Below are 22,573 nucleotides of genomic sequence, written 5' to 3'. Positions count from 1 at the left end.
GGATCACCCGGCGTTGTGGCAAAAGTGTAATGCACCTAACAGCCAGCGGATATTTGGGAGATCCCAATCGCTTGGGCCAGAGGCGCGACGTCGAAGAGTGTCTAGGCGCTAGAAAGCGCTGGAGCCAAATAGTCCGGCCCCAGCGCTTTCGTGTCTAGCGCGTTAGGTCGTGGGTAGTCCTGAATTACTCAGTGACTGTCCATTCCCAGAAGTTCCACCAGATACCCTCTTGGGTCGGGCTGAAGCCCGGGCCTTCGATGGTGTCGGATGCAGCGTTGATGCCGATGGACTGGAAGAGAGGCAGACCGAAGCCTGTGTCGAACAGTCGGGTGTCAACGATCGTCTGAAGCTCCTGCTGCTCGGCTTCATCGGTGGTGACAATCAGTTCGTCCATGGCGGCCTGCGCTTCGTCATCGCAGAATCCGCTGTAGTTCGAGGATGAACCACAGCCGTAGAGCTGTGGGACGCCGGTCACGCCGACTCCGGTGCTGATCCAGCCGAAGATGGTTGCATCGTAGGTACCGGTACCAAGAGCTGATCCCCATTCGTTGCCGGGCAGTCCGCCGTCAACGATCTGGAAGCCTGCCTGCGTGGCGCTCTCGGCGATCAGGGTGTACGCGTCAACACGGTTGGGGTTCTCAGTGTTGTACATGATGCGTACTTCCGGGGTGGCACCGTCAAGGAGCTCCTTGGCTCCTTCGATATCAACCTCATCGTACTCAGCAGAGCCGTTCTCGGGCACTGATGCCTCGTAGCCGGGGGTGCCGACATCGAAGATGTGCGAATCCCTGTGGCTGGCTTCGGGGTCCAGTGCAGCGATGGTCGATTCGACAATTGCGTCACGTGGAATCGTCTTCATGAACGCCTTGCGGACGTTCTCGTCGGCGAAGACCCCGGCGTAGTTCAGGTCGAGGTGATCGAAGGAGAGCTCGTCGCCCTCGAAGATGTTGATTCCGTCGATTGCCTCAAGTGAGGTCAGCGTGTCTGCTGAAGCCTGCGGCTGGATGACGTCGACGTCACCGTTCTGCAGACCCTGCACCTGTGCCGTTGCGTCGCCGATGTAGCGGATGGTGATCTCATCGAGCTGGGTTTCAGGGCCCCAGGCGTAATCCTCGTTCTTGACGAGGGTCATCGACTGGTCGGGAACCATCGAGTCAACGATGTAGGGTCCGCTGGACAGGTACAGTGCGGGATCGTCAGGGAGGGTGGTCGTGTCGAAACCGGTGTTCCAGACGTCGGCTACAGCCTGAATCTCAGGGCGGTCCTGGGGATCCTCGGGATCGCCTTCCGGAGTGCTCTGGATCAGTTCGATCAGTGCGGCTTCGTCGGCCAGACCGGCTTGGGTTGCCACAACGTGGGCCGGGGTGTCGAGAATGCCGTAAGCGATCTCCCAGTCGGCGTAAGGCTCGGTGTACTCAATGGTGATGGACATGCCATCTTCGCTCAGCTCGGGGAGGAGTGAGAGATCGAGTCCAGCGGTGCTGGCTGCCGAGAAGTAGGTGGTGCCAGTGGTTTCGTCTTCCTCGCCACCTTCGACCGGTGCTTCATCGTCGAAGTAGCCGGAGCTGATTGCCCAGGAAAGCATCAGGTCGCCACCGTTGATGGGCTCGCCGTCGGACCAGGCGACACCCTCATTGACGGTGTAGGTCACCGTCAGGGGATCCTCGGCGACAATCTCGTAGGATCCGAAGTCCTCGTTCCGGATTACCTCAAGCTGGTCGTCGATGTAGTAGAAACCCGACTTGGTCAGGTAGCTGACCTTGCCGTTGATATCGACGTTGCCGGTGGCACTGTCGGAGTTGAACGAGGTAAACGGGTTTACCTCGGCTACGCTGACGATTCCGCCAGCGGCGCCTGCGTCACCGCTTGCATCCGGGTCAGTATTGCCGTCGCCACTGTCAGTGCTGGCGCAGGCGCTGAGTGCAAGTGCAGCGATTGCCGCAACTCCCACAGCTTTGGAAGTACGTCCGAAACGCATTCCGCCTCCTATTTCATGTTCTGGAAAAGTAGCTCCCTGTGGTTTTACAGAGAGCTGGCACGCCACCTTTGAGGAGTGGCGTGCCTCACATGTGTAGAAGCCTAGGGGCTAAATGTTGCGGGCACGTGTCGTAGACCTCATCGCAACCGTGTTGTTACCGAGATGCAACCAAATTTGTTTTCAGCGTCCATCCAGGGACTTCCCAGCCCGGAAGAATCAGTGGTTCTGCGCCTCATTGGCGCACCCATGACCCGCCGGCGGAGGTCAGTCGTCCGCCCGCACCCACGGGCCGTATTGCTCTGCGCCGGGGATGTCACCCCGGGTCCACCATTGCGTCCGGTACACCGAGCCCTCGAAAGTCACGCGACGCCCCTCCGTGTACACCTCGTCCTCGCGCCAGGCCACCGGTTCGGCGGCAGCGGCCTCCTCGGCAGACAGGGACCGAGCGGCCTCAGGGGCAGTTGACGCTGGTGCTTCCGACGGCGTCGTACCCGATCCGGTAGGCGTTCCGCCTGGTGCGGCCGTCGGCTTAGTGGAAGGCTCGACCGCGGGCTCGGGCATCACCCTGTCACGGGCCGGGCCTTCGGGAGCTTCGCGCATCTGATCAGACAGTACGGCGAAGAGGGTGCCGTCCCGGTTCCCGGCAAGGTCCCACCACATTCCGCCGCCGAGCCCCTTCTCCAGAATGTAGTCGCTCTTGAGGCGCACAGTTTCGGGGTTGTCGTAGCTCCACCACTGGTCGCCGTCGAACCGCCAGGCCGCCCCAAGCGTCGGGTCGGTGAACTCCTCACCAACCTCGAGTAGTTCGTCGTAGTCTTCAAGACCGGGCTCTTCGCCGCCCGGCGCGGGTCCCGTGGCCGGGCCCCAGGGCTCCGCAGAGTCAGCGCCCACCCAGCCCCTGCCGAAGGCAGCGAGGCCGAGCCCGAGCTGTGCGGGATCGATTCCGGCGTCGAGATAGGCACTCACTGTCCGGTCGACAGAGAAACTTTCGCCGGCCTCGCGTGGATCGTCCGGATCGTCGAAGAGGTTGCCCTGGTGCCCGGTGAGCCCCGGCTCCCACGTTCCCCACAGGTCGTAGCCCTGAATGTTTCCAAAGTCGAGGTACTCGAACAATGCGGGGTCGTTCCAGCCGCCAGCTTCGATCACCACCGGATTGGCGGGAAGGAAGGCGCTCAGAGAATAGGAGGCTCCGGTGCTGGCACCGTGGGCGTCGAGCTGCTCCCTGAACTCCTGCAGCAGGAGACGGAAGTTCTCGGCGTCGTTCTCGGCGTCCACACCGTTTCCCTCAAGCCCCTTGTCGGTGCCCGGCCACTCCCAGTCAATGTCGATGCCGTCGAAAATGCCGGCTGCAGCCCCGTCCCCTCCCCTGCCCTCTATTACCGGAAGGTTTCCCTTGATATACAGGTCGATGCAGGAAGCCACGAGCGCCTTGCGCGATTCGTCGGTTGCCGCGGCGCGGGAGAAGTTCTTCGACCAGGTCCACCCGCCGAGGGAGATCACCGCCCGCAGCCCCGGGTTGGCTGCCTTCAGTTGCCGAAGCTGGTTGAAAGACCCGGCAAGGGGCTGCTCCGCTGTGTCCGCGGTGCCGGCGATGGAGCCGGCGGCGTCGTAGGGCATGCCGTAATCAGCCCATGCGTCGGAGGCTCCGTCGGAGCCGTCCGGACCGCTTCCCTGGGCCTTGTTCGCCTCGAAGCAGGTAAGAGTCTCGTGGTGGATGTTGCCGAAAGCGTAATTGATATGGCTCAGGTTTCCCGCGGCACCTGAATCCTGGAGGGTCTTCATGGAGTATTGACGCCCATATACTCCCCACTGGGGGAAATAGCCGACGCTCCGGTAGCCGTTGATGCTGGCTGCAGTGGTGGCGGAGTCCCCGGAGCTGGCCTCTTCCGACGAATCCTGGCTAGCGCAGGAAGCGATTCCGCTGATTCCCAACACTGCTACCACCGCCACGACGCCGATCCGCAGTAGGCGCGGGCGCACTCGTTTCATTCTTTCCTTCGGCAGATAAGACCAACACCGGCAGGCAGCGGCCCTTCTAGGCTACGGTATGAAGCCTGCTGATCACTCCTCGATCCTGACAGGGAGCGCCTTATCACCCAGCAGCAAAGCGCTGAGCAACCGCCGCCCCTCCCGTCCGAGCCACACGTGCGCCTGACCGCGCCTCAGCACCAGATCCCCGTTCGCCGTTTTGTACCGCTTCCGGAGATCGTCCAGCTCCGCGGCTTGCAGCAGCGCGACGGTGCTTTTCTCAGCCGAGTCGATCAGGCGGACCAGCGCGGACGGTCCCGTCAGATCGGTGGCGACGACGCGCTGCCCGCTTTCGGCGAGAATCGTTTTTTGCGCTGCGCGGGTGACGATGAGCGGACGTGACGGCCCGTCCAGCAGACCGGTCAACACGTCCGCAGCAGCGCCAGGGCGACCGACGCTCCGGGCCGCCGCCTGCATCTGCTGCAAGCGGCCTGGCTCGCGCAGCAGCTCATCAATCTTCCAGCCGATCGTCGCACCGGTGTTGCAGCGGACGGCTGCACCCTGCTCCATCAGGTAGTCGCCGTTGCGAACCTCCTGCCCCGGGATGGGGTTCACCAGCACCATGGGCAGTCCTGCGGCCATGCACTCCGACGCCGTCAGCCCGCCCGGTTTGCCCACGAACAGGTCTGCCTGGCGCAGTAGCTGCGGCATATCCTCGGTGAAGCCGAGCACGCGGTAGCGATCGCCGGCAGGCGCCACCAACTCCTCCATGCGGTGTCGCAGCGCCTCGTTGCGTCCGCAGACGATTGTGGCGGTGAACGCCGAGCGCATGTGCATCGTCTGCCGCACCACCGAGACCGCATAGTCGCTGCCCGAGGCTCCCGCCGAAATCAACAGCATCGGGGGCTCGTTGGGATCGCGGCTGGGCACGACATCAAGGTGTTTGGCAATGGGGATGCCTGTGGCTGCGACGCGATCGGGCGGGAGGCCGAGCGCCATCAGCTCCACCCTTGCCTCCTCCCTGGCCACGAAAAGCGAGTGGAAGGCGCCTGGAAGCCACAGGCCCTGGAAGTCGTAGTCAGTGGTCACCACAGCGGTCTTCGCGTGGGTTACGCCCCGAAGAAGCAGCGCCGCCAGGAGCTGGGCTGGCAGGAAATGCGTGCACACGATCGCTGTCGGCCTGAATCGCTTGATCGCATTGATGACCGGCACAGCGTTCGCCCGCGTCCAGGGGTCGATTGGACCGCGGCGCCGGAATGGCGGGTCGCTCATGTCATAACCCCACTCAACCAGCCAGGGCAGGCCCTCGACCAGCACAAAGTAGCCTTTGCCCAGCAACGCCCGGTACAGCGGGCTACTTACCTCCAACACGTCTAACACCTGCACTTCGGCGATGTCAGCGCGCCCGGCGCACTCCTGTTGGACTGCCGCCGCAGCGCTGTTGTGACCCGCCCCCACCCCAGCAGACAGGATCAGGACGCGCTCCCCTCCTGCGGCGTGGGGGGCTCGTGCCGACGTCTTGCGCATGAAGAGAGGCTAACAGGCGCCGTCGCCTTGAGTCCTGGGCACACTATCGTGGGCGAATGACCAATATCCAAGGACTCAAAGACCTGCTGACTGCGCTGAACACCGGGGCGACGGTCCACGGCGGCTCACCGCTCCACTCAGTAATGCTCGCCGCGAGTCAGGAGGCGCTACGGGTCACCGCCACCCTCAACGGGCTTTACAACTCCCCCGCTGAAATACGGACCCTGATGAGTGAACTAACCGGGCGCCGGGTCCCTGAATCCTTCCAGCTCTTCCCTCCGTTCAGTGCTGACTTTGGCAAGAACATTCGTTTTGGCGAGGATGTGTTCGTCAACAGTGGCTGTCGATTCCAGGACCAAGGAGGCATCGACATCGGTGATGGATCCCTCATCGGTCACAATGCCGTGATCACGACGTTGAACCATGACATGGTGCCGAGCAAGCGGGCCGATATGCACCCGGCCCGCGTTGTCATCGGGCGGGGCGTATGGTTCGGGGGCGAATGTGACTGTTGTGCCGGGCGTGAGCATCGGCGATGGGGCAGTGGTCGGGGCGGGGGCGGTTGTCACCAAGGACGTGCCCGCTGACGCCGTGTTCGTTGGCGTGCCAGCACACCAGATGGGCACGGTGCCGACGGGCTAGTTCCGTCCTTGCACCTCGCGCAGCGCCTTACGTTCTATAGGCGGCTCGCAGCTCGACTGTAGATCTATTGCCCTGCGGTCAGTAGTGGTAGCGCGCCTGCAGGATGACTAGATCGTCGCCGTCGACAAGGTAGACCAGCCGATGCTCGTCGGTGATGCGTCTCGACCATGAACCCTGCGCGCCGTACTTGAGTTGCTCGGGTTTCCCAATGCCGGCGAATGGCTCACGGAGGGAGGCCTCGATGAGCACGTTGATCCGCTTAAGGACCCGGCGGTCCGCCGTCTGCCAGTGCTTGTAGTCCTCCCAGGCGGACGGGTCCCAAACCAGACGCACTCAGTCATCCCGGTCGAGGTCGTGCACCTCGGTCCGGCCCGCACGGGCGCGCTCGTAGGCATCGAGAAGCCGACGGGCGTTGGCGGGTGAGCGGAACATGTACGCCGTCTCCTGCCAGGCGGCGTACTCGTCGGCGGGCATAAGGACGGCGTTGCCGTTGCGGGAAACGATCTCGACAGCCTCACGGTCCTGGTTGATGCGCTCGATGAGCGGGAACAGCGTTTTACGCGCTTCGCTGGCACTTATGGACATGTTGCCAACCTTTCAAACGGATGAGTTGTACCAGATTATGGTACCACCCAGAGGGTCGACTGATCAGGCACCCCCGCCACGCGGACGTTCCCACGTTAGACCGGAACGCGACTACACAATAAAGCTAAATTCCACCACGTTCCGTAGCCGAGAAACCTCAGCTTATCCTCGTAGTCTCCTCCTCGGGATGCTCCAACTTCTCACCCTCGACGAGTGCCCGCGATCCTTCTACTGCATGGAGGTCACCCAATCATGTACGCGAATCCGCGCCCCTCCGAGGCCACAGCCTGAACGAAGTTTCTGGCTCGATGAAGGAACTGGGTTGCATAGGCGACCTCGGCCTCCAGCATCTGAGACGGGTGGAACCCGTCCAAACCCGCTTCGATGTCGTGGTCGCCTATCTTCTCCATATCACTGGCGACTAGTGCAACCTCGTCTGGTGGGAGGGCGCGCAGCCATGGACGCCAGGTGAAACCATTGTCGAGGTAGGTCACGTGTCCTTCAAACATTCGATAGGCCGGTCTGGCTCTATCGCCTGCAACGGGCGGAGCGGTGAGCCGCTGCAAACACGACCACGCCTTATCAAGGTAGAGAAGATCACGCTCCGGAAGGGATTGTCGGAAGGCTGTGAACCCATCGGTGAAGCCCCGTTCGAGACCTAGAACGTCTGCGAACGGGTCGGATCCGATCACGGTGAGTGGGTCGCTGAGCGCCCTCTCGGTCTGTTCGCTATCGAACGCGTATGCGTAGTACCTGATACCCATACGACGATTCTGAGCCCATCAAGACATTTCCGCTCGCTGGCTTTGACTATTTGTGGATAACCCCATCACTCGGCCAGTCCCTCACGGTATCGGTGCGACATTCCAACATGGAATTAGAGATCTCGATCCCCCACGCGACAATCACAGAAGAGGATGCATTTGCGGCGCTCAGCGGTCGTAGACGTCGCGACGGTGGCCGACCGTGATCACGGCAACGACAAGAACGTTGTCGTTGACGGTGTAAATGATCCGGTAGTTTCCTACCCTGACTCGAAGCCCCGGTCGGCCCTGAAGCGATTTGGCCCCTGGCGGCCGCGGTTCCTCCCCAAGAAGCGCAATCGCCCCACGAATGCGGTCGCGATCCTGATGATCGATGCGCCGCAAAGCACGAACTGCAGCAGGGCGCAGCTCGATTTGGTAGCTCACGTCCAGCCTAAATCTGCCTTCACCTGAGTCCAGGGAATACTGGGGCCTTCCTCAGCTATTGCCTCGTCGAACGCAACAACATCTTCGGCATCTTCGAGCGCATCCAGCATCCGCTCATACTGCTCGGGGCTCACGACCACTGCGGCGCGCTGACCGCGACGCTCGATAAACACAGCTTCGCTCTTCGAACGGGCAATAACGTCCGAAAGATGGTTGCGCGCATCTGCGACGCTCACAGTAGACATGCCTTTATTGTACATTTTGGTAACACTGATGTACATGAAGCAGCGAGTGGCTAGACTACGACGTCGTCTACTTAGACATTGAAGCGGAACTCCACCACGTCGCCGTCTGCCATGACGTATTCCTTGCCTTCAATCCGGACCTTGCCGCGGGACTTGGCCTCTGACATGGAACCGGCGTCGACGAGGTCGGAGAAGGAGACCACCTCGGCTTTGATGAAGCCGCGCTGGAAGTCGGTGTGGATGACCCCGGCTGCCTCCGGCGCCGTGGCACCCTTGGTGATGGTCCAGGCCCTGGTTTCCTTGGGCCCGGCTGTCAGGTAGGTCTGCAGTCCCAGGGTGTGGAAGCCGACGTGTGCCAACTGATCGAGTCCGGATTCGCTCTGCCCGTTCATCTCGAGCATTTCGCGGGCTTCCTCTTCATCGAGCTCGACGAGATCGGATTCGAGCTTGGCATCGAGGAAGATGCAATCGGCGGGGGCAACAAGGTCGCGCAGTTCGGCCTGACGTTCCTCATTACCGAGAACCGAATCATCGGCATTGAAGACGTAGATAAAGGGCTTCGCGGTGAGCAGACTCAGCTCGCGAAGATGCTCCATTTCCAGTTTGTCGCTGGCCACTGAGGCGAAAATAGTGTCGCCGCGCTCCAGCACCGACTGTGCCGCAACCATGGCGGCGAGCTGCGCCGGTTCACGCTTCTTGATCTTGACTTCCTTCTCCACCCGGGGAATGGCTTTCTCAAGGGTCTGGAGGTCGGCGAGGATCAGTTCGGTGTTGATGGTTTCCATGTCGGAGCGGGCATCGACTTTGCCGTCGACGTGGATGACATCCGGATCGTCGAAGACCCGGATAACCTGGGCGATGGCCTCAGCCTCGCGGATGTTGGCCAGGAACTGGTTGCCCAGCCCCTCCCCCTCTGAAGCACCCTTGACGATCCCCGCGATGTCCACAAAGGAAACAGTTGCCGGCAGGATCCGCTGGGACCCGAAGATCTCTGACAGCTGTCCCAGCCGGGCATCAGGCAGGCTCACCACCCCCACATTGGGTTCGATGGTCGCGAACGGATAGTTAGCCGCGAGCACGTTGTTGCGGGTGAGCGCATTGAAAAGGGTTGATTTGCCGACGTTGGGCAGTCCGACGATGCCAATAGTAAGAGCCACGGGAATAGAGTCTACCGTTTGCCCCCGCTTCCACCGCGCCGCCCGAGGTCAACCAAAATGTCGGTCGGGACTGACATGGTGGTGCCATGGACGGATTCATTGTGGTCGTGGTGGTTTTGGCAGTACTCATCGGCGGCATTCTTGGGGCTGCCGGCATGGCGTGGGCAGCCCGGTTGAGGGTGCAGCGCCTGAGTGAGGAACTGGACGACGTCGGCGGGCGGCTAGGCAGCACCAGCACCGCGTTGGCAGCAGCCGCAGCGGAAAATCGGATGCTCGCGACCCAGAACCGGGAGCTCACGACCCGCACGGCCGGTGACCAGTCGGTGTTGCGTGCCCTTGCTCCGGTCGCGGACAAGCTGAATCACCTGCAATCCCAGGTCGGGATCCTTGAACGGGACAGGGTCGAGCAGTTCGGACAGCTCGCCGAACAGCTACGCGAGGCACGGCACTCGGATGCCCAGCTACTCTCCACCACGCATTCACTCACAGCGGCCCTGCGGAGCAACAGTGCACGGGGGCAATGGGGCGAGGTGCAGTTGCGGCGGGTCGTCGAGGCGGCCGGCATGCTCCCGCGCGTCGATTTCCTTGAACAAGCGACGATCACCCTCAACGCCGGCGCCAAGGACACATCGGCCCGCCCGGACATGATCGTGCAGCTTCCGGGTGGGAAGCAGCTGGTGGTGGACGCTAAGGTGCCGCTGGCCGCCTTCCTCGACGCGCAGGAACTCCCCGAGGGGCCAGAGCAGGGGGAGGGTTCCAGCACCCAACGGGAGGCGTTACTGCAGCAGCACGCCAAAGCCCTGCGGGCCCACATCGATGCGCTGGCGAGGAAAAGGTACTGGCAGGGCGTCGAAAATACGCCCGAACTGGTGGTGTGCTTCATCCCCGTGGAGTCGGTGTTGTCCTCGGCTCTGCGCGCCGACCCTGGGCTGCTCGACTACGCCTTTACCCGCAACGTTGCGTTGGCATCGCCGGTGTCGCTGCTGACCATTCTCAAGGGAGCAGCCTACAGCTGGCGCCAGGATATTCTGACCGAGCATGCCAAGGAACTGTTCGAACTATCCCGGCAACTGTATGACCGGCTCGGCACCATGGGTGAGCACGTGACAAAGCTGGGGAACTCCCTCAAGACCTCGGTGGAGAAGTACAACTCGTTTGTCGGGACGCTCGAATCCAGGGTGCTGCCAACGGCCCGGCGGATCAACGAATTTGACTCCGCGTCCTTGGCCTCGGCCCACCCAGCCGAGAAGTCGAGCCAGCTGCGGGTGTCCCCAGTGGAATCGACTCCCCGGTTGCTCAGCGCAGCCGAGCTTCTGAACCCCAAAGACGAGGACACCGACGACGACCGGCGCAGCGCTTAGCCGGACGATCGACGTCGCGGTGGTCAACCCGGTCAGCGCTTGGGGCGGGGGCCCCGGCCTCCGACGCCGCTGGTGGAGTCTCCCATGGCCTTCAACGTGGCACGGATTTCCTTGGGGAGGGAGAAGATGATGTCTTCCTCTGCCGTGACCACTTCCTCAACGTCGCCGTACCCGTAGTCGGCGAGGAGGCGGAGCACATCCTGGACCAGATTTTCGGGGACCGATGCCCCAGACGTCACACCAACCGTTGCGACACCCTCGAACCAGCTCTCATCCACCTCGTTGGCGAAATCGACCCGGTAGGAGGCTTTGGCGCCGTATTCGAGAGCCACTTCAACCAACCGGACGGAGTTGGATGAGTTGGCCGACCCCACCACGATCACCAGATCCGAACTCGGCGAGATCTTCTTGATCGCTGCCTGCCGGTTGGACGTGGCGTAACAGATATCATCGCTCGGTGGATCCTGCAGGGTGGGAAACCGTTCCTTGAGAAGGTTGACCGTCAGCATCGTTTCGTCCACGCTGAGCGTCGTTTGCGACAGCCAGATCACCCGCTCGGGGTCACGCACTGTCACCTTGTCCACGTCCTCGGGACCGTTGACTATCTGGATATGCTCGGGCGCTTCTCCTGCGGTCCCTTCAACTTCTTCGTGGCCCTCGTGGCCGATCAGGAGAATATCGAAGTCGTCCCTGGCAAACCGGACTGCTTCCTTGTGTACCTTGGTGACCAGTGGGCAGGTAGCGTCGATGGTGCGCAGCCCGCGGTCCTCGGCGGATTGAATGACCGCAGGTGACACGCCGTGGGCTGAAAAGACCACCAGGGCACCCTCGGGCACCTCTTCGTTTTCTTCGACGAAAATTGCACCCTTTTCCTCAAGGGTGGTCACCACATGCAGGTTATGGACAATCTGCTTGCGCACATACACCGGAGCACCGTAGTGCTCGAGCGCCTTCTCGACAGCTATCACTGCCCGATCCACCCCGGCGCAATAACCGCGCGGGGCGGCGAGCAGGACCTTACGCCCTCCGAGGACGGGCTGCGCGGCGTCTATTTCCGCGGGCGAGCGCCGCCTTCGGGGAACTGAAGGCATGGGCACTGAAACTGCTGTGCTGGTCATCCTCCAATGCTAACGGCTGGAAGCCGTGCAACCCGAGGCGGTCGGCGGCGATCCGCTCAGAGCTAAGCCGCCCGCAGCCTCCGCCCGCCGCTCAACAGCCGTGCGGCGATGCCGATCACCAGCAGGATCACTCCCGCCCCCACCACCGCCACACAGAGCGGCTCGCTGACCGTAGCGGCCTGGGTGACCAGCCCGTCCTGGAACAAAGCCGAGATGGAGCCATCCGATGCCCCGCGCTCAGCGCGCATCTGTTGCAGGGCCTCAGGTGCGGCCCGAACTCCCGCCCAGTACAACGCTCCGAGGACCGCGGCCCCCAGGCCAAGGAGGGCCAGCGTCGTACTCCGTCGTCGGGCGAGTACCAGAGCGATCAGCGCAGTCACTGCGGCACCGGCCGCCATGAGCGGCCAGAGACCTGCGACAGCCGCGAGCTGCCCCAACGTACTCTGCCGCTCGGGCGCACCCACTTCAACCAGGGTCTGCTCCGGAGCTGGAACGTCAACGCCGAGGCTGTCCCCTACTTCCTGAAGGGCAAGGGCCAGCACTGGCGAGAGGTCCAGCCGCAGCGGCTGGGGAGATTCGACGCCGGAGAATACGTCGGCGTCGGCGGGAAAGCTCAGTTCGTGGGACCGCTGCAGCGTCTCATTCCAGGCTTCGGGGTAGCCGGGCAGCGCTGCAACATTTGCTGCTACGTCAGCTATCAGCGGCTCAACAATGTCCGCAACCGCCGACGGGAGTTCGGCATTAGCCGTGGTTTCCGTCGCCAATGCCGAGGTCAGCTGGGCCTGAAAGTCGGGGTCGGCTCCCAGTGGACCTGCTAGTTCGACGAAACCGTCCACCTGGACGATATTCCTGTCAATCCAGGCTCCCGGGAGGGCGATCCCGACCAGCAGCAGTGCAATCAGCGCAAAGATCGCTGAACCAAATGTCCGCATAGTTTGTCCCCGACTCGTTGTGAAAGAAGTATCGATTATGCCCTCACCCGCTGGACTATTCCTCCACACCGGGCTCTCGTGGACCAGATTGGGGGCGCAAGCTGATAAACATTAAGGGAACACAGCGGGTTCGCGACGTCGTGTTCCCACCACAAGTTGGGAGTGTCAACTGATGAATAACGACGGCGCAGCGCAGCCGCGCAACGCTTCCAACGACGTGCGCGTGGAGGAGCGGGACCCGATCGCGGGGGGTCAGCCTCAGCCCACCACGCTTCCGGCGACCGCAGCCGAAACGACGGCGGAGCGCCCGTGGCCACTTCACCTTCTCTCCGAGAAGCTGAAGGCCCATCTCGAGCGCGCGCCAGCCGCCTGGGTGGAAGGTCAGGTGATCGAGGTGAACCGTAGGTCCTCCATGTGTTTCGTGACGCTGCGCGATGTTGACGCCGAGGTGTCGCTGCCCTTGACGATCCGGGCCAATGTGCTCTCCCGCCTTGAACTTCCGCTTGAGCATGGTTCCCGGGTGGTCGCTCAGCTAAAGCCCGACTTCTGGCTCAAGACCGGACGTCTGTCCATGCAGACCTGGCAGATCCGGCAGGTGGGCCTGGGAGACCTGCTGGCGCGCATCGAGCGGCTGCGACAGTCGCTCGCCGCCGAGGGACTGTTCGCCGCGCGCCTGCGCAAACCCCTGCCGCTCCTCCCCCACCGGATCGGGTTGATCACCGGGCGCGGGTCCGACGCCATGAAGGACGTCCTCCGCAACGCCAGTCTCCGGTGGCCTGCAGTGGAGTTTGAGATCCGGGAAGTGGCGGTGCAGGGAGTGGGCTGCGTGGGACAGGTGACCGCCGCCCTCACCGAACTGGACGCATTGCCCACCGTCGACGTCATCATCATTACCCGTGGCGGCGGCTCGCTGGAGGACCTCCTGCCGTTCAGCAGCGAAGAAATGGTGCGCGCCGTAGCCTCAGCGCGCACCCCCGTGGTCAGCGCCATTGGACACGAGGCGGATAGGCCCCTGATCGATGAGGTGGCTGACCTCCGAGCGTCCACCCCCACTGATGCCGCCAAGCGGGTGGTCCCCGACGTCGCCGAGGAGTTCCAACGGATCCGGCAGTCCCGGGTACAGCTCTCGCGGGCGATCGACACCCTCGTCTCCCGGGAGACGGAGCGGTTGACCCACTTACGGTCCCGTCCCGTGCTGGCACAGCCAGAGGGAATGGTGTCGGTGCGGGTGGACGACGTCGAACGGTTGCGGGGACGCGCCCGCCTCGCCGTCACGTCGGCGGTCGCCCGCGACGTCGACCGGGTGCACCACCTGCGTACCCAGATCCGGTCCCTGTCACCCCAGAACACCCTGGACCGCGGGTATGCGGTCGTCCAGTTGAAGGATGGTTCCATCGCCCGGGATGCTGCCGAGACACCGGCCGGAGCCCACCTGAAGATCCGTCTGGCGCGCGGTGAACTCGCCGCCACGGCGCTCGCTGCCTCCCCCACCTCACACCCTAAGGAAACCTCATGAGCCAGCCCACAGGACCAACCGCCGGCGATCAGCCAGCAGAACAGGACGTCAGTGGACTGTCCTACGAACAGGCGCGGGAGCAACTGGTGTCAGTGGTCAGTCAACTCGAAGCCGGCGGCGTGACCCTTGAGCGTTCGCTGGCCCTGTGGGAACGTGGTGAGGCGCTGGCTGACCACTGCGAATCGTGGCTGGAGGGAGCCAAGAAACGTCTCGCCGCGGCGCGGGACAAAGCCGAACAGGCTGGCTAACCGGCTGTTACCGGGCGGCCGGTCAGGATTGTGCCAGCCGTGCTTTCTCTGCTGCCACGTCAAAAGTTGCCGGGGGCCAACTGAGCTGCATGTCCTGCAGCGCATCGATGATCAGCTGTTGCACAGCGATACGGGCGTACCACTTCCGGTCCGCCGGAACGACGTACCACGGCGCGTCAGGGGTGGCCGTGCGTTCGATGGCTAGCTGGTAGGCCGTCTGGTATTCGGCCCACAGCTCGCGTTCGTCGAGGTCAGCAGGGTTGTACTTCCAGTGCTTGTCTTCGTGCTCGAGCCGGTCGGCCAGCCGCTTCTTCTGCTCCTCCGGGCTGATGTGCAGCATGATCTTGACGATGCGGGTACCTGAGGCAACCAGGGCTGCTTCGAAATCCCGGATGGCGCCGTACCGTTCCTCAATCACCGCCGGCTCAGCGAACCCGCGCACCCGCTGAATGAGGACATCCTCGTAATGGGACCGGTCAAAGACACCGATCATCCCCGCCCCGGGAAGTTGCTTTTTGATTCTCCAGAGGAAGTCGTGGCGCTTCTCAGCAGCGGTGGGGGCCTTGAACGCATAGTGCTTCACGCCCTGAGGGTCGACGGCGCCGACCACGTGGCGCACTATCCCGCCCTTCCCGGCAGTATCCATGGCCTGCAGCACCACCAGCAGCGAGCTTTCGCCGCCAAACCTGCTCTCAGCAAACAGTTTCGCCTGCAGTTCCGAGAGCTGGGCGCTCTCCTCGGCCAGCTTGATCTGACCCATCTTCTTGCCGCCCGGAAACCCTGGAGTCGATTGGGCCAGGACAGACGCGAGATCCACGTCCGGCCCCGCACGCAGTGACTCGGTGGGGCTGGTCGTGAATGCTGAGGTCGACGGCATGGTGTCCTCCCGGGAGCGAGCTAGGGCTTGTAGGTACTCAGGAATTCGGCGAGCCGACCAATGGCATCCTCAAGATCGTCGACGTTCGGGAGGGTGACCATCCGGAAATGGTCGGGGTTGATCCAGTTGAACGCCCTGCCATGGGAGATCAGGATTTTCTGCTGTTTCAGCAGGTCGAGGGCAAACTGTTCGTCGTCCTTGATCGGGTACATCTCCGGGTCGAGCCGCGGAAACAGGTATAGGGCTCCCTGCGCCAGTTCGCAGCTCACCCCGGGGATCTCGTTCAACAGTTGGTAGGCCTTGTCCCGCTGCTGCTTGAGCCGGCCCCCGGGCAGAATCAGGTCGTTGATGCTCTGATGCCCGCCCAACGCCGTCTGGATCGCGTGCTGCGCAGGAACGTTGGCGCACAACCTCATGTTCGCCAGCAGGTTGATTCCCTCAATGTAGTCAGCTGCCTGGTGCTTGGGCCCGGTGATGGCCATCCAGCCACTGCGGAATCCTGCAATCCGGTAGGCCTTCGATAGCCCGCTGAACGTCAGGCACAGGACGTCTTCGCCGGTGACAGTTGCCGCGTTGATGTGGACGGCGTCGTCGTACAGAATTTTCTCGTAGATTTCGTCGGCGAAGATGATGAGCCCGTGTTCGCGGGCCAGTTTCACCATCCCATCGATGATGGACCGCGGGTAGACGGCACCCGTGGGGTTATTGGGGTTGATCAGCACAATGCCTTTGGTGCGGCTGGTGATCTTCGACGCCAGGTCCTCAAGGTCCGGCCACCAGTGGTTGTCCTCGTCGCAGAGATAATGCACCGCGGTCCCGCCAGCAAGGGACACCGAGGCGGTCCACAACGGGTAATCCGGCGTGGGCACCAGCACTTCGTCGCCGTTATTGAGCAGGGCCTGCAGGGAGAGGGTGATCAGCTCGCTGACCCCATTGCCGAGGTAGACGTCGTCGACGTCCATGTGGGTGAGGCCGCGGCTCTGGTAATACTGGACGACGGCGGTCCTGGCGGAAAAGATACCGCGCGAATCGCTGTAGCCCTGGGCCTTGGGGAGGTGGCGGATCATATCCACGAGAATGGCCTCGGGAGCTTCGAACCCGAACGGCGCGGGATTGCCGATGTTGAGCTTCAGGATCCGGTGTCCTTCCGCCTCCATGAACTTGGCGTGGTCGAGCAGCGGCCCCCTGATGTCGTAGAGAACGTTTCGGAGCTTGGTTGACTGCTTGAATTCTGCCATTTACACAGGATGCCACAGCCGGGCGGCAGGAGACGTGATTGGTGCCCGACCACGCCCGCCGCCCACTTTCGTTATGGCTGCCGGAACCGGTTGCGGTAGTCCTTGGCCATCGCCGCGTCCTTGGCTCGCTGGCGGGTGCTGCGTCCTTTTGCGCGCCCTCCGGCGCCCGCCTGGCGCCGGTGCAGGCTGGCCAATTCGCGCTCCATCACCTGATAGCTCAGCCACCGCCGCTCCGCCAGTGCACCGCTCCGGATCGCTTCCTGCACCGCGCACCCGGGTTCGGGCCCGTGGTGGCAATCGGCGAACCTGCAGGCATCGAAGAGTGCCTCGATATCGCTGAACACCTCGTCAAGACCCGCTTCCGCGTCCCAGAGCGCGAACCCGCGGAGACCTGGGGTGTCCATCAACACGGCTCCCCCAGGGATCGGGATGAGTTCCCGCGACGTGGTGGTGTGTTTCCCCCGTCCATCGGTCGCCCTGACCGCCCCGGTATTCTGGAGGGCTTTCCCCACCAAGGCGTTGGCGAGGCTGGATTTGCCGGCGCCCGACGGACCGAGCAACACCATGGTGATACCCGGGCCGAGTCGGGCAAGGAGTTCGTCAAGACCGTCGCCGGATTCGGCCGACGTGGTGATGACCTCAGCCGCACCTGCCCGATCCACGGTGTGCGCCACCACCGAGTCAAACTTGTTTCTCAGGTCCGCTTTGGTGAGGATCACGAGCGGGCGTGCACCGGAGTCCCAGGCCGCCACCAGGGTGCGCTCGAGCCGGTTGGAGGAAATCGGCCGATCGATGGGTACCACTACACCCACGATCTCCACGTTGGCGGCGAGCACCTGGGCTTCAGCGAGCGGATCGTACGCCTTCTTCCGCTGCAGTACCGACAGCCTGGGCATCACCCCGACGACGGTGGGGCGATCCCGGTCGGTGGTATCGAGGGCAAGCCAGTCTCCGGTCGCCGCCTCTGTATACCCGTCCAGGTGCATCATGCCGTGCCCGGTCGCCACCAGAATCCGGCCCCGATCCACCCGGGCCACACGGGCTGGCTCCAGTCCGGGATCAGTGAAATGGCTGGTGAAGCGAGACTTCATCCGGTCGGTGAACCCGTACTGCTGGAGTGTGTCCACTGCTGATCCTCATCGTTGATTCCCCATCACCAGGGCAATATCTACCAGTCCCACCCGGTCCAGTTCGGGCAACTCGGCGAGGTCAACCCAGGCTGCCCTGTCGGTGGATCCGTTCGCCTCATGCCGCAGGAAGCCCTCCACGGTGTGCGCCCGATAGACAACCCGCAGTGCGTGCAGCGGCCGGGTGGAGTCGCTCATCCGATCGGACGCCGGGATGTGCAGACTGTCTATCCCCAGTAGGTCATCGAGCGCGGCCGTGTAACCGGTTTCCTCGAAAATTTCCCGGACCGCCGCGGCGGGGGCATCCTCCCCGAGTTCAAGCCCGCCCCCGGGTAATGTCCAGCCGGTAGACCCCGATTCGTTCCAGTGCGCCAGCAGAATCTTGCCGTCGTTGATGATCAGCCCGTAGGCTCCGACCCTTGTGTCCCAGGCAGCAGTCATGGCGCCCAGTCTAGCCAGCAGGCCGGACGGCAGGAACCCCGGCTTGACGCGGGAGAGTAAATGTTAACTACTTAACAGTATGGATCTTCGTCAATCGACTGTCTTCAAGCTCCACCGGGCAACAACCCTGGTGAACCGGGTGTCGGACGAGTACCTCAACGCCCACCACGGAATCCGTTATGCACCCTTCCTGGTGCTGCTCGCCGTCCGCATTGCCGGCCCTTCCCCCCAACAGGCCATCGCCCGATCGCTCGATGTCAGCCGGGCCTCGGTCACTCAGCGGGTTCAGCAGTTGAGGCAGCAGGGGCTGGTGGATGTCACCATCAGCGCCCAGGATCAGCGGGTCAACGAAGTAGCCCTGACTCTCTCCGGCCGACGCCTGACCGATGCTGCCTGGCATGGACTCGAAGCAACGCTTGACGGCGTCGACGAGGGTGTCGACGACACCGGGCTCCGCCGCCAGCTCGACCGTTTGATTGCCAACTGCACCGCGGCGCTGGATGATCACGCCACCTGAGCAAAGGATCTGCTGATGTTCCCCTCTCCCCTCATCGCTGCGCCCATGGCCGGCGGGGTATCAACCATGGAACTGGTCACCGAGGTTGGACGGGCCGATGGCCTAGGCTTTCTGGCCGCCGGCTATAAATCGGCAGACGACATGCAGGCAGAGATTACCGCGGTTCGTGCCAGCAACCTACCGTTCGGGGTCAATCTTTTTGTGCCCGGACCTCCGGCCAGCAACAGGGACGCGCTGCGGGCTTACCGGGACAGTCTCGGTCCCCTCGCTGACCACTTTGGGGTGACTCTCCCCGAGCCCCGCTACGACGCCGACGCCTGGGACTCCAAGATTGAGACGTTACTCGCCGAGCCAGTGCCCTTTGTGAGCCTGACGTTCGGCCTTCCTGACCGCTCGGTGATACGGGCGCTCCAGGACCGCGGCACGGTGGTGATCGCGACCGTGACGCGCCTGCCGGAACTGCTGATCGCCCAGCACCACGGCGTGGATGCCGCCATCATCCAGCACTCCTCGGCCGGCGGTCACAGCGCCGTTTTCGATGCCGGGGCTTCGGCCGACGAATCCGCCGTCGACGTCGCCACCCTGACGGCTGACCTCATTCCTCACGCATCCGTTCCGCTCATCGCTGCGGGCGGACTGACAGGTGGATCGGATATCCGGAATGCACTGGCGGCAGGGGCGGTCGCCGTGCAGGTGGGCACACTGTTCCTGCGCACGCCTGAGAGCGGCGCCCGCCAGCCGCACAAGGACGCACTCGGGTGTCCGGCCTTCCCACGAACAGCGATGACCCGGGCGTTCAGCGGTCGTCCAGCGAGGGGCCTGGAGAACCGGTTCATGAGGGAGCATCGCGATGCCCCGTTGGGATACCCCGAGCTGCACTATGTCACCGCTCCCCTCCGGGCCGCGGCAACTGCCGCAGGCGATCCGGAGGCCATGGCGTTATGGGCAGGCACCGGGTATCGCGCCGCAGCCCCGATCGGGGCTGCGGCAGTGTGTGGCCTCCTGCTGGCCGGCCTGGACCGCTAGGGTGGAGGTCAACCGCCGTCGTTCACAAGGAAGTGGCTTGCCCATGGCCGAAGACGCCGCACCCGAATCAGCCGCCCCCGCCACGCGGGTCAAGGAGGCCCTGGTGCTCGATCCAACTGACCACCTGATCCTCAGGGAGCTTGTCGCTGATGCCAGGATAACCAATGCGCAACTCGCCGAACGGATTGGGGTAGCCCCCTCAACCGCCCTCCTCCGGACGCGCGCTCTCGTGGAGCGCGGCGTGATCAGTGGCTATCATGCGCAGCTCGACTTCGTGGCGGTTGGCCGGGCGGTGCAGGCGATGGTCTCGGTCCAGCTCAAGGGCCATAACCGCGAAGAGATCGACCGGTTCACGGCGCGGGTTCCGAATCTGCCGGAGGTGGTGTCCACCTTCCATGTCGCCGGTTCGGTTGACTATCTTCTCCATCTGGCAGTACCCAGCACCGATGTCCTCAGAGACTGGGTACTGGACCACCTAACGACTGATCCGGTGGTGGGACATACGGAGACCACCCTCGTGTTCAACCACCTGCCCGGCAATACCGGGGTGCTTCAGTAGCTGGCCAACTATTGAGGCACCCCGGTCTGCAGGGCGGAGTGGTGGAACTACGGCCTCAGTCCCGAATGATGAGCGGCGGCAAGGTCCCGCCGTCGCTCGTCGTGGGCCAGTACAGCTTCGCGATGCCGGGCGTGGTCGAGGGCTAACCGCTCACCAACGGACACCAGACGGCGGCCCACCAGGATGAGCAAAGCGTCGAGACCCGTGGGTCGGATGGACGGTGAATAGGTGGCAAAAGTGGTCATGGCCGGTTCTTTTCTACTGCTGTAGCTCGGGTGGTGTAGTCGATTTCTCATGCTGCACGGGGACGTCGAATTGTCCCTGGAGGATGGGGAAGGCGTTGAAGTGCAGTTGCACGGCGCGCGCATGGGGATCGGTAGTGCCGCTCTCGCGGTATTTGGCGAGGAGAGCTCTCGCGTGACCCAGCATCTCCTCAGTAATGTGGCTGAGTTGTTCTGCAGTCAGCCTGGCATTCATCGTGGCAATGACTGAGCCCTCAAACCAGTCCTGGGGCAGATAGTCGTACCCCTGCTCCATGAAGTCCTGCAGGAGTGCCGCCCGGTGGTGCTCGATCTCCCGGTTCACGATTTTTGAGGCGCGCAGGGCCGCCGGGTCAGATGCCAGCTCACTGGAGAAGAGGCTGAGAGCACCTGGAGGACGCTCCCACCACCGCTCCCTGGCTGATCCTTTGCCCGCCACTTCGCGCACCAGTGAGTGCTTGGCGAGCTGCCGCAGGTGGTAGCTCGTGGATCCGCTGGATTCTCCGAGCCGCGCAGCGAGGGAGCTGGCGGTCTGGGGTCCGAGTTGCGAGAGCTGTTCCAGCAGCTGAATTCTCAGCGGATGGGATAGCGCTTTGAGTCCAGCCAGATCGAGAGTGCGATCCTCGGGAGTGACGGCCGGCTCGGGTGGTGATGTCATAGCCTAAGCATACAAATGCAAAGACTTCTTTGCAACCATTTGTTTGCATAGACTTCTTTGCGGTGAGCGGTTACCGTCCGCTGATCAATCCTGCGGGTGAACTGAAGGAGCGTCGCAGGCTAACCGCTGCCAGTGCCAGGGCTGCGAGCGCTATGAGACCGGAGAACCCCATCACCGACTGTTCAAGTCCCCACACCTGCACCGCAGCCCCCAGGCCAATCACCGGGAGGGCACTCCCCAGGTAGGTCAGAACATAGAGCGTGCTGATGATCTGGGCGTGCTGCGAGGCTTCCACCCGCAGGGATACCTCGTTGAAAACCGTGCGAAACGCTACGCCCTGCCCCGCACCGGCAGCGAGGCACGCCAGTACCAGGAGCGGCACGCTGTTGAGGGCGCCAGCTAGAGGGATCAGCGCGACCGCCACACCCAGCAGCGCGAGCCCACCCCCCACGATGTGTTGGCCCCGAACCCTCATGAGCTGGCTGAGAGCCGAGGCCGCGAGCACGAGTGCTGCCAGCAGCCCAATCAACGGTCGTGAGTCGATCCCTGCGAGTGAGGCGAAGTAGGTGGGCGCAAGGCTGAGGGTAAATCCAAAGACGGCAAAACTGAGAAACCCTACCGCTGACGCGGTCCAGAAGGCCCGCCCCGCTGCCCTCGACACCACTGGACGACGTGGTCTCAACACACTCAGTCGGGACGCCTCAGTAGCTGAGTGGATGGCTGGTCGGGCTTTCAGCGTCAACAGGGGTACCAGGAGCACCAGCAGCACTACCGAATACAGGGTGAACGGTGTGCGGGTGGGATCCGGCAGGAGAGACAGCAGGCCGCCGATCACCGGTCCCGCCGCTACACCTCCGGCAGAAGCCAGCAGAGTGAACCGGGAGGCCCAATCCGGCCGATGCGGCAGCAGGTCGCGAAGCGCCGCCGAGCTGGCCCCTGTCGCCAAAGCCACGGATGCGCCCTGCAGGCAGCGCCCCAGGACGAGAGTGGGCAAGGAGGATGCACCGGCAAAAACGCTGGCCCCGGCGAACCCGATCACGATGGCGAGCACCAGAGCGGCGCGTCGGCCGACATGATCTGACCAGTGACCGACCAGGAGGAGCCCAATCACCAGTGTTACCACATACGCCGAAAAGGCCACGGTGACCTCGAAGGGCGAGATACCAAGTTCGACCTGCAACAGCGGGTACAACGGTGTCGCGAGGTTCGCGCCAATCAACAGCGTCGAAATCACCACCGCGGCAAGCATGAGTCGGCTCTTCACCGACGCATCCCAACTCCAGCGTGACTTCTCAGAAGGCTTCATCCGCAGCTCGTTGAGCACACTCACGCCGACTCCAGACAATAGAACAAACAGCACATATTCACTTTATTCTCCTGCCCGGGTAGCCCAACGGGAACAT

At 63.1% G+C, this 22,573-nt stretch carries 25 protein-coding genes and 1 pseudogene; 7 read left to right on the top strand and 19 right to left on the bottom strand.

What is annotated here, in order from left to right; all coding sequences use genetic code 11:
• Positions 1-184: 184 nt before the first annotated feature.
• The 4 genes from IWX62_RS05045 to IWX62_RS05030 all read right to left on the bottom strand — a co-directional run bounded on the left by IWX62_RS05045 (position 185) and on the right by IWX62_RS05030 (position 5,898).
• Positions 185-1,978, bottom strand: a complete 1,794-nt coding sequence (locus tag IWX62_RS05045) for an ABC transporter family substrate-binding protein (protein ID WP_196840284.1) — start codon at positions 1,976-1,978, stop codon at positions 185-187.
• Positions 1,979-2,242: 264 nt separating this feature from the next.
• Positions 2,243-3,967, bottom strand: a complete 1,725-nt coding sequence (locus tag IWX62_RS05040; protein WP_196840283.1) for a glycosyl hydrolase family 18 protein — start codon at positions 3,965-3,967, stop codon at positions 2,243-2,245.
• Between the two features lie 72 nt (positions 3,968-4,039).
• The gene (locus tag IWX62_RS05035) at positions 4,040-5,473 is read right to left on the bottom strand and encodes an MGDG synthase family glycosyltransferase (RefSeq protein ID WP_196840282.1); all 1,434 of its coding nucleotides are present in this window, start codon (positions 5,471-5,473) and stop codon (positions 4,040-4,042) included.
• Positions 5,474-5,709: 236 nt separating this feature from the next.
• Entirely contained in the window at positions 5,710-5,898 is a 189-nt protein-coding gene (locus IWX62_RS05030; protein WP_196840281.1) for a hypothetical protein, read from the bottom strand.
• A 97-nt stretch (positions 5,899-5,995) separates the two neighbouring features.
• Here IWX62_RS05030 and IWX62_RS16230 point away from each other — a divergent pair.
• Positions 5,996-6,085, top strand: a pseudogene (locus IWX62_RS16230) (sugar O-acetyltransferase); the annotation flags it as partial.
• A gap of 108 nt (positions 6,086-6,193) precedes the next feature.
• On the opposite strand, the gene IWX62_RS05020 reads toward IWX62_RS16230, so the two are convergent.
• The 6 genes from IWX62_RS05020 to ychF all read right to left on the bottom strand — a co-directional run bounded on the left by IWX62_RS05020 (position 6,194) and on the right by ychF (position 9,292).
• Positions 6,194-6,448: a Txe/YoeB family addiction module toxin gene (locus tag IWX62_RS05020; protein ID WP_196840279.1), complete on the bottom strand. Its 255-nt coding sequence runs from the start codon at positions 6,446-6,448 to the stop codon at positions 6,194-6,196.
• Positions 6,449-6,700: a type II toxin-antitoxin system Phd/YefM family antitoxin gene (locus IWX62_RS05015; protein WP_196840278.1), complete on the bottom strand. Its 252-nt coding sequence runs from the start codon at positions 6,698-6,700 to the stop codon at positions 6,449-6,451.
• 242 nt (positions 6,701-6,942) lie between these two features.
• Positions 6,943-7,464 carry a hypothetical protein gene (locus tag IWX62_RS05010; protein ID WP_196840277.1) on the bottom strand — a complete coding sequence of 174 codons (522 nt, stop codon included), beginning with the start codon at positions 7,462-7,464 and terminating at the stop codon, positions 6,943-6,945.
• 168 nt (positions 7,465-7,632) lie between these two features.
• Positions 7,633-7,890, bottom strand: a complete 258-nt coding sequence (locus IWX62_RS05005; RefSeq protein ID WP_196840276.1) for a type II toxin-antitoxin system RelE family toxin — start codon at positions 7,888-7,890, stop codon at positions 7,633-7,635.
• Positions 7,887-8,135, bottom strand: a complete 249-nt coding sequence (locus tag IWX62_RS05000; RefSeq protein WP_196840275.1) for a type II toxin-antitoxin system Phd/YefM family antitoxin — start codon at positions 8,133-8,135, stop codon at positions 7,887-7,889. Before IWX62_RS05000 ends, IWX62_RS05005 begins: the two co-directional genes overlap by 4 nt.
• 71 nt (positions 8,136-8,206) lie before the next feature.
• A complete protein-coding gene (gene ychF, locus IWX62_RS04995; RefSeq protein ID WP_196840274.1) occupies positions 8,207-9,292 on the bottom strand; it encodes a redox-regulated ATPase YchF in 1,086 nt (361 codons plus the stop codon).
• An 86-nt stretch (positions 9,293-9,378) separates the two neighbouring features.
• Between ychF and IWX62_RS04990 the strand changes: the two genes are divergently transcribed.
• Positions 9,379-10,653 carry a DNA recombination protein RmuC gene (locus IWX62_RS04990; RefSeq protein ID WP_196840273.1) on the top strand — a complete coding sequence of 425 codons (1,275 nt, stop codon included), beginning with the start codon at positions 9,379-9,381 and terminating at the stop codon, positions 10,651-10,653.
• Between the two features lie 32 nt (positions 10,654-10,685).
• On the opposite strand, the gene IWX62_RS04985 is transcribed toward IWX62_RS04990, so the two are convergent.
• Both IWX62_RS04985 and IWX62_RS04980 read right to left on the bottom strand, forming a co-directional pair.
• Positions 10,686-11,771 carry a 4-hydroxy-3-methylbut-2-enyl diphosphate reductase gene (locus IWX62_RS04985; protein ID WP_196840272.1) on the bottom strand — a complete coding sequence of 362 codons (1,086 nt, stop codon included), beginning with the start codon at positions 11,769-11,771 and terminating at the stop codon, positions 10,686-10,688.
• Between the two features lie 62 nt (positions 11,772-11,833).
• A complete protein-coding gene (locus IWX62_RS04980; protein WP_196840271.1) occupies positions 11,834-12,703 on the bottom strand; it encodes a hypothetical protein in 870 nt (289 codons plus the stop codon).
• Between the two features lie 172 nt (positions 12,704-12,875).
• Here IWX62_RS04980 and xseA point away from each other — a divergent pair, with 172 nt between their 5' ends.
• Together xseA and IWX62_RS04970 are read left to right on the top strand one after the other, a co-directional pair.
• The gene (gene xseA, locus IWX62_RS04975; protein WP_333483219.1) at positions 12,876-14,219 is read left to right on the top strand and encodes an exodeoxyribonuclease VII large subunit; all 1,344 of its coding nucleotides are present in this window, start codon (positions 12,876-12,878) and stop codon (positions 14,217-14,219) included.
• Positions 14,216-14,467: an exodeoxyribonuclease VII small subunit gene (locus tag IWX62_RS04970; protein ID WP_196840270.1), complete on the top strand. Its 252-nt coding sequence runs from the start codon at positions 14,216-14,218 to the stop codon at positions 14,465-14,467. The genes xseA and IWX62_RS04970 overlap by 4 nt, the downstream gene beginning before the upstream one ends.
• Before the next feature lie 22 nt (positions 14,468-14,489).
• Here IWX62_RS04970 and IWX62_RS04965 read toward each other — a convergent pair whose 3' ends face one another.
• The 4 genes from IWX62_RS04965 to IWX62_RS04950 all read right to left on the bottom strand — a co-directional run bounded on the left by IWX62_RS04965 (position 14,490) and on the right by IWX62_RS04950 (position 18,150).
• Positions 14,490-15,344, bottom strand: a complete 855-nt coding sequence (locus tag IWX62_RS04965) for a PPK2 family polyphosphate kinase (RefSeq protein ID WP_196840269.1) — start codon at positions 15,342-15,344, stop codon at positions 14,490-14,492.
• 20 nt (positions 15,345-15,364) lie between these two features.
• On the bottom strand, positions 15,365-16,582 hold the full coding sequence (locus IWX62_RS04960) for a pyridoxal phosphate-dependent aminotransferase (RefSeq protein WP_196840268.1): 1,218 nt from the start codon (positions 16,580-16,582) through the stop codon (positions 15,365-15,367).
• 71 nt (positions 16,583-16,653) lie between these two features.
• On the bottom strand, positions 16,654-17,709 hold the full coding sequence (rsgA, locus tag IWX62_RS04955; RefSeq protein ID WP_333483218.1) for a ribosome small subunit-dependent GTPase A: 1,056 nt from the start codon (positions 17,707-17,709) through the stop codon (positions 16,654-16,656).
• Positions 17,710-17,718: 9 nt separating this feature from the next.
• Complete coding sequence (locus IWX62_RS04950; RefSeq protein ID WP_196840267.1) at positions 17,719-18,150, bottom strand: NUDIX hydrolase; 432 nt, start codon at positions 18,148-18,150, stop codon at positions 17,719-17,721.
• Positions 18,151-18,229: 79 nt separating this feature from the next.
• On the opposite strand from IWX62_RS04950, the gene IWX62_RS04945 reads away from it, so the two are divergent.
• Genes IWX62_RS04945 through IWX62_RS04935 form a run of 3 tightly spaced genes read left to right on the top strand, consistent with a single transcriptional unit; the run spans position 18,230 to position 20,252 of the window.
• Positions 18,230-18,667, top strand: coding sequence for a MarR family winged helix-turn-helix transcriptional regulator (locus IWX62_RS04945; RefSeq protein WP_196840266.1), 438 nt, complete (start codon positions 18,230-18,232; stop codon positions 18,665-18,667).
• 15 nt (positions 18,668-18,682) lie between these two features.
• Positions 18,683-19,693, top strand: a complete 1,011-nt coding sequence (locus IWX62_RS04940) for a nitronate monooxygenase (RefSeq protein ID WP_196840265.1) — start codon at positions 18,683-18,685, stop codon at positions 19,691-19,693.
• Between the two features lie 43 nt (positions 19,694-19,736).
• Complete coding sequence (locus IWX62_RS04935) at positions 19,737-20,252, top strand: Lrp/AsnC family transcriptional regulator (protein ID WP_196840264.1); 516 nt, start codon at positions 19,737-19,739, stop codon at positions 20,250-20,252.
• Positions 20,253-20,299: 47 nt separating this feature from the next.
• Here IWX62_RS04935 and IWX62_RS04930 read toward each other — a convergent pair whose 3' ends face one another.
• The 3 genes from IWX62_RS04930 to IWX62_RS04920 all read right to left on the bottom strand — a co-directional run bounded on the left by IWX62_RS04930 (position 20,300) and on the right by IWX62_RS04920 (position 22,500).
• Positions 20,300-20,497 carry a hypothetical protein gene (locus IWX62_RS04930; RefSeq protein ID WP_196840263.1) on the bottom strand — a complete coding sequence of 66 codons (198 nt, stop codon included), beginning with the start codon at positions 20,495-20,497 and terminating at the stop codon, positions 20,300-20,302.
• Positions 20,498-20,510: 13 nt separating this feature from the next.
• On the bottom strand, positions 20,511-21,170 hold the full coding sequence (locus tag IWX62_RS04925; RefSeq protein ID WP_196840262.1) for a helix-turn-helix domain-containing protein: 660 nt from the start codon (positions 21,168-21,170) through the stop codon (positions 20,511-20,513).
• A gap of 70 nt (positions 21,171-21,240) precedes the next feature.
• Positions 21,241-22,500, bottom strand: a complete 1,260-nt coding sequence (locus IWX62_RS04920; RefSeq protein WP_196840261.1) for an MFS transporter — start codon at positions 22,498-22,500, stop codon at positions 21,241-21,243.
• Positions 22,501-22,573: the final 73 nt, after the last annotated feature.

Source organism: Arthrobacter sp. CAN_A1, from assembly GCF_015751665.1.
In the GTDB taxonomy this organism is placed as follows: domain Bacteria; phylum Actinomycetota; class Actinomycetes; order Actinomycetales; family Micrococcaceae; genus Arthrobacter_D.
The sequence above is the reverse complement of the archived record's forward strand: the minus strand, read 5'-3'. Positions and strand labels throughout refer to the sequence as shown.

Coding starts and splice junctions, on each gene's coding strand:
- IWX62_RS05045 (WP_196840284.1), bottom strand. CDS start 1,978: ATGCGTTTCGGACGTACTTCCAAAGCTGTGGGAGTTGCGGCAATCGCT.
- IWX62_RS05040 (WP_196840283.1), bottom strand. CDS start 3,967: ATGAAACGAGTGCGCCCGCGCCTACTGCGGATCGGCGTCGTGGCGGTG.
- IWX62_RS05035 (WP_196840282.1), bottom strand. CDS start 5,473: ATGCGCAAGACGTCGGCACGAGCCCCCCACGCCGCAGGAGGGGAGCGC.
- IWX62_RS05030 (WP_196840281.1), bottom strand. CDS start 5,898: ATGGTTCAACGTCGTGATCACGGCATTGTGACCGATGAGGGATCCATC.
- IWX62_RS05015 (WP_196840278.1), bottom strand. CDS start 6,700: ATGTCCATAAGTGCCAGCGAAGCGCGTAAAACGCTGTTCCCGCTCATC.
- IWX62_RS05010 (WP_196840277.1), bottom strand. CDS start 7,464: ATGGGTATCAGGTACTACGCATACGCGTTCGATAGCGAACAGACCGAG.
- IWX62_RS05000 (WP_196840275.1), bottom strand. CDS start 8,135: ATGTCTACTGTGAGCGTCGCAGATGCGCGCAACCATCTTTCGGACGTT.
- IWX62_RS04990 (WP_196840273.1), top strand. CDS start 9,379: ATGGACGGATTCATTGTGGTCGTGGTGGTTTTGGCAGTACTCATCGGC.
- IWX62_RS04985 (WP_196840272.1), bottom strand. CDS start 11,771: ATGACCAGCACAGCAGTTTCAGTGCCCATGCCTTCAGTTCCCCGAAGG.
- IWX62_RS04980 (WP_196840271.1), bottom strand. CDS start 12,703: ATGCGGACATTTGGTTCAGCGATCTTTGCGCTGATTGCACTGCTGCTG.
- xseA (WP_333483219.1), top strand. CDS start 12,876: ATGAATAACGACGGCGCAGCGCAGCCGCGCAACGCTTCCAACGACGTG.
- IWX62_RS04970 (WP_196840270.1), top strand. CDS start 14,216: ATGAGCCAGCCCACAGGACCAACCGCCGGCGATCAGCCAGCAGAACAG.
- IWX62_RS04965 (WP_196840269.1), bottom strand. CDS start 15,344: ATGCCGTCGACCTCAGCATTCACGACCAGCCCCACCGAGTCACTGCGT.
- IWX62_RS04960 (WP_196840268.1), bottom strand. CDS start 16,582: ATGGCAGAATTCAAGCAGTCAACCAAGCTCCGAAACGTTCTCTACGAC.
- IWX62_RS04950 (WP_196840267.1), bottom strand. CDS start 18,150: ATGACTGCTGCCTGGGACACAAGGGTCGGAGCCTACGGGCTGATCATC.
- IWX62_RS04945 (WP_196840266.1), top strand. CDS start 18,230: ATGGATCTTCGTCAATCGACTGTCTTCAAGCTCCACCGGGCAACAACC.
- IWX62_RS04940 (WP_196840265.1), top strand. CDS start 18,683: ATGTTCCCCTCTCCCCTCATCGCTGCGCCCATGGCCGGCGGGGTATCA.
- IWX62_RS04935 (WP_196840264.1), top strand. CDS start 19,737: ATGGCCGAAGACGCCGCACCCGAATCAGCCGCCCCCGCCACGCGGGTC.
- IWX62_RS04930 (WP_196840263.1), bottom strand. CDS start 20,497: ATGACCACTTTTGCCACCTATTCACCGTCCATCCGACCCACGGGTCTC.
- IWX62_RS04925 (WP_196840262.1), bottom strand. CDS start 21,170: ATGACATCACCACCCGAGCCGGCCGTCACTCCCGAGGATCGCACTCTC.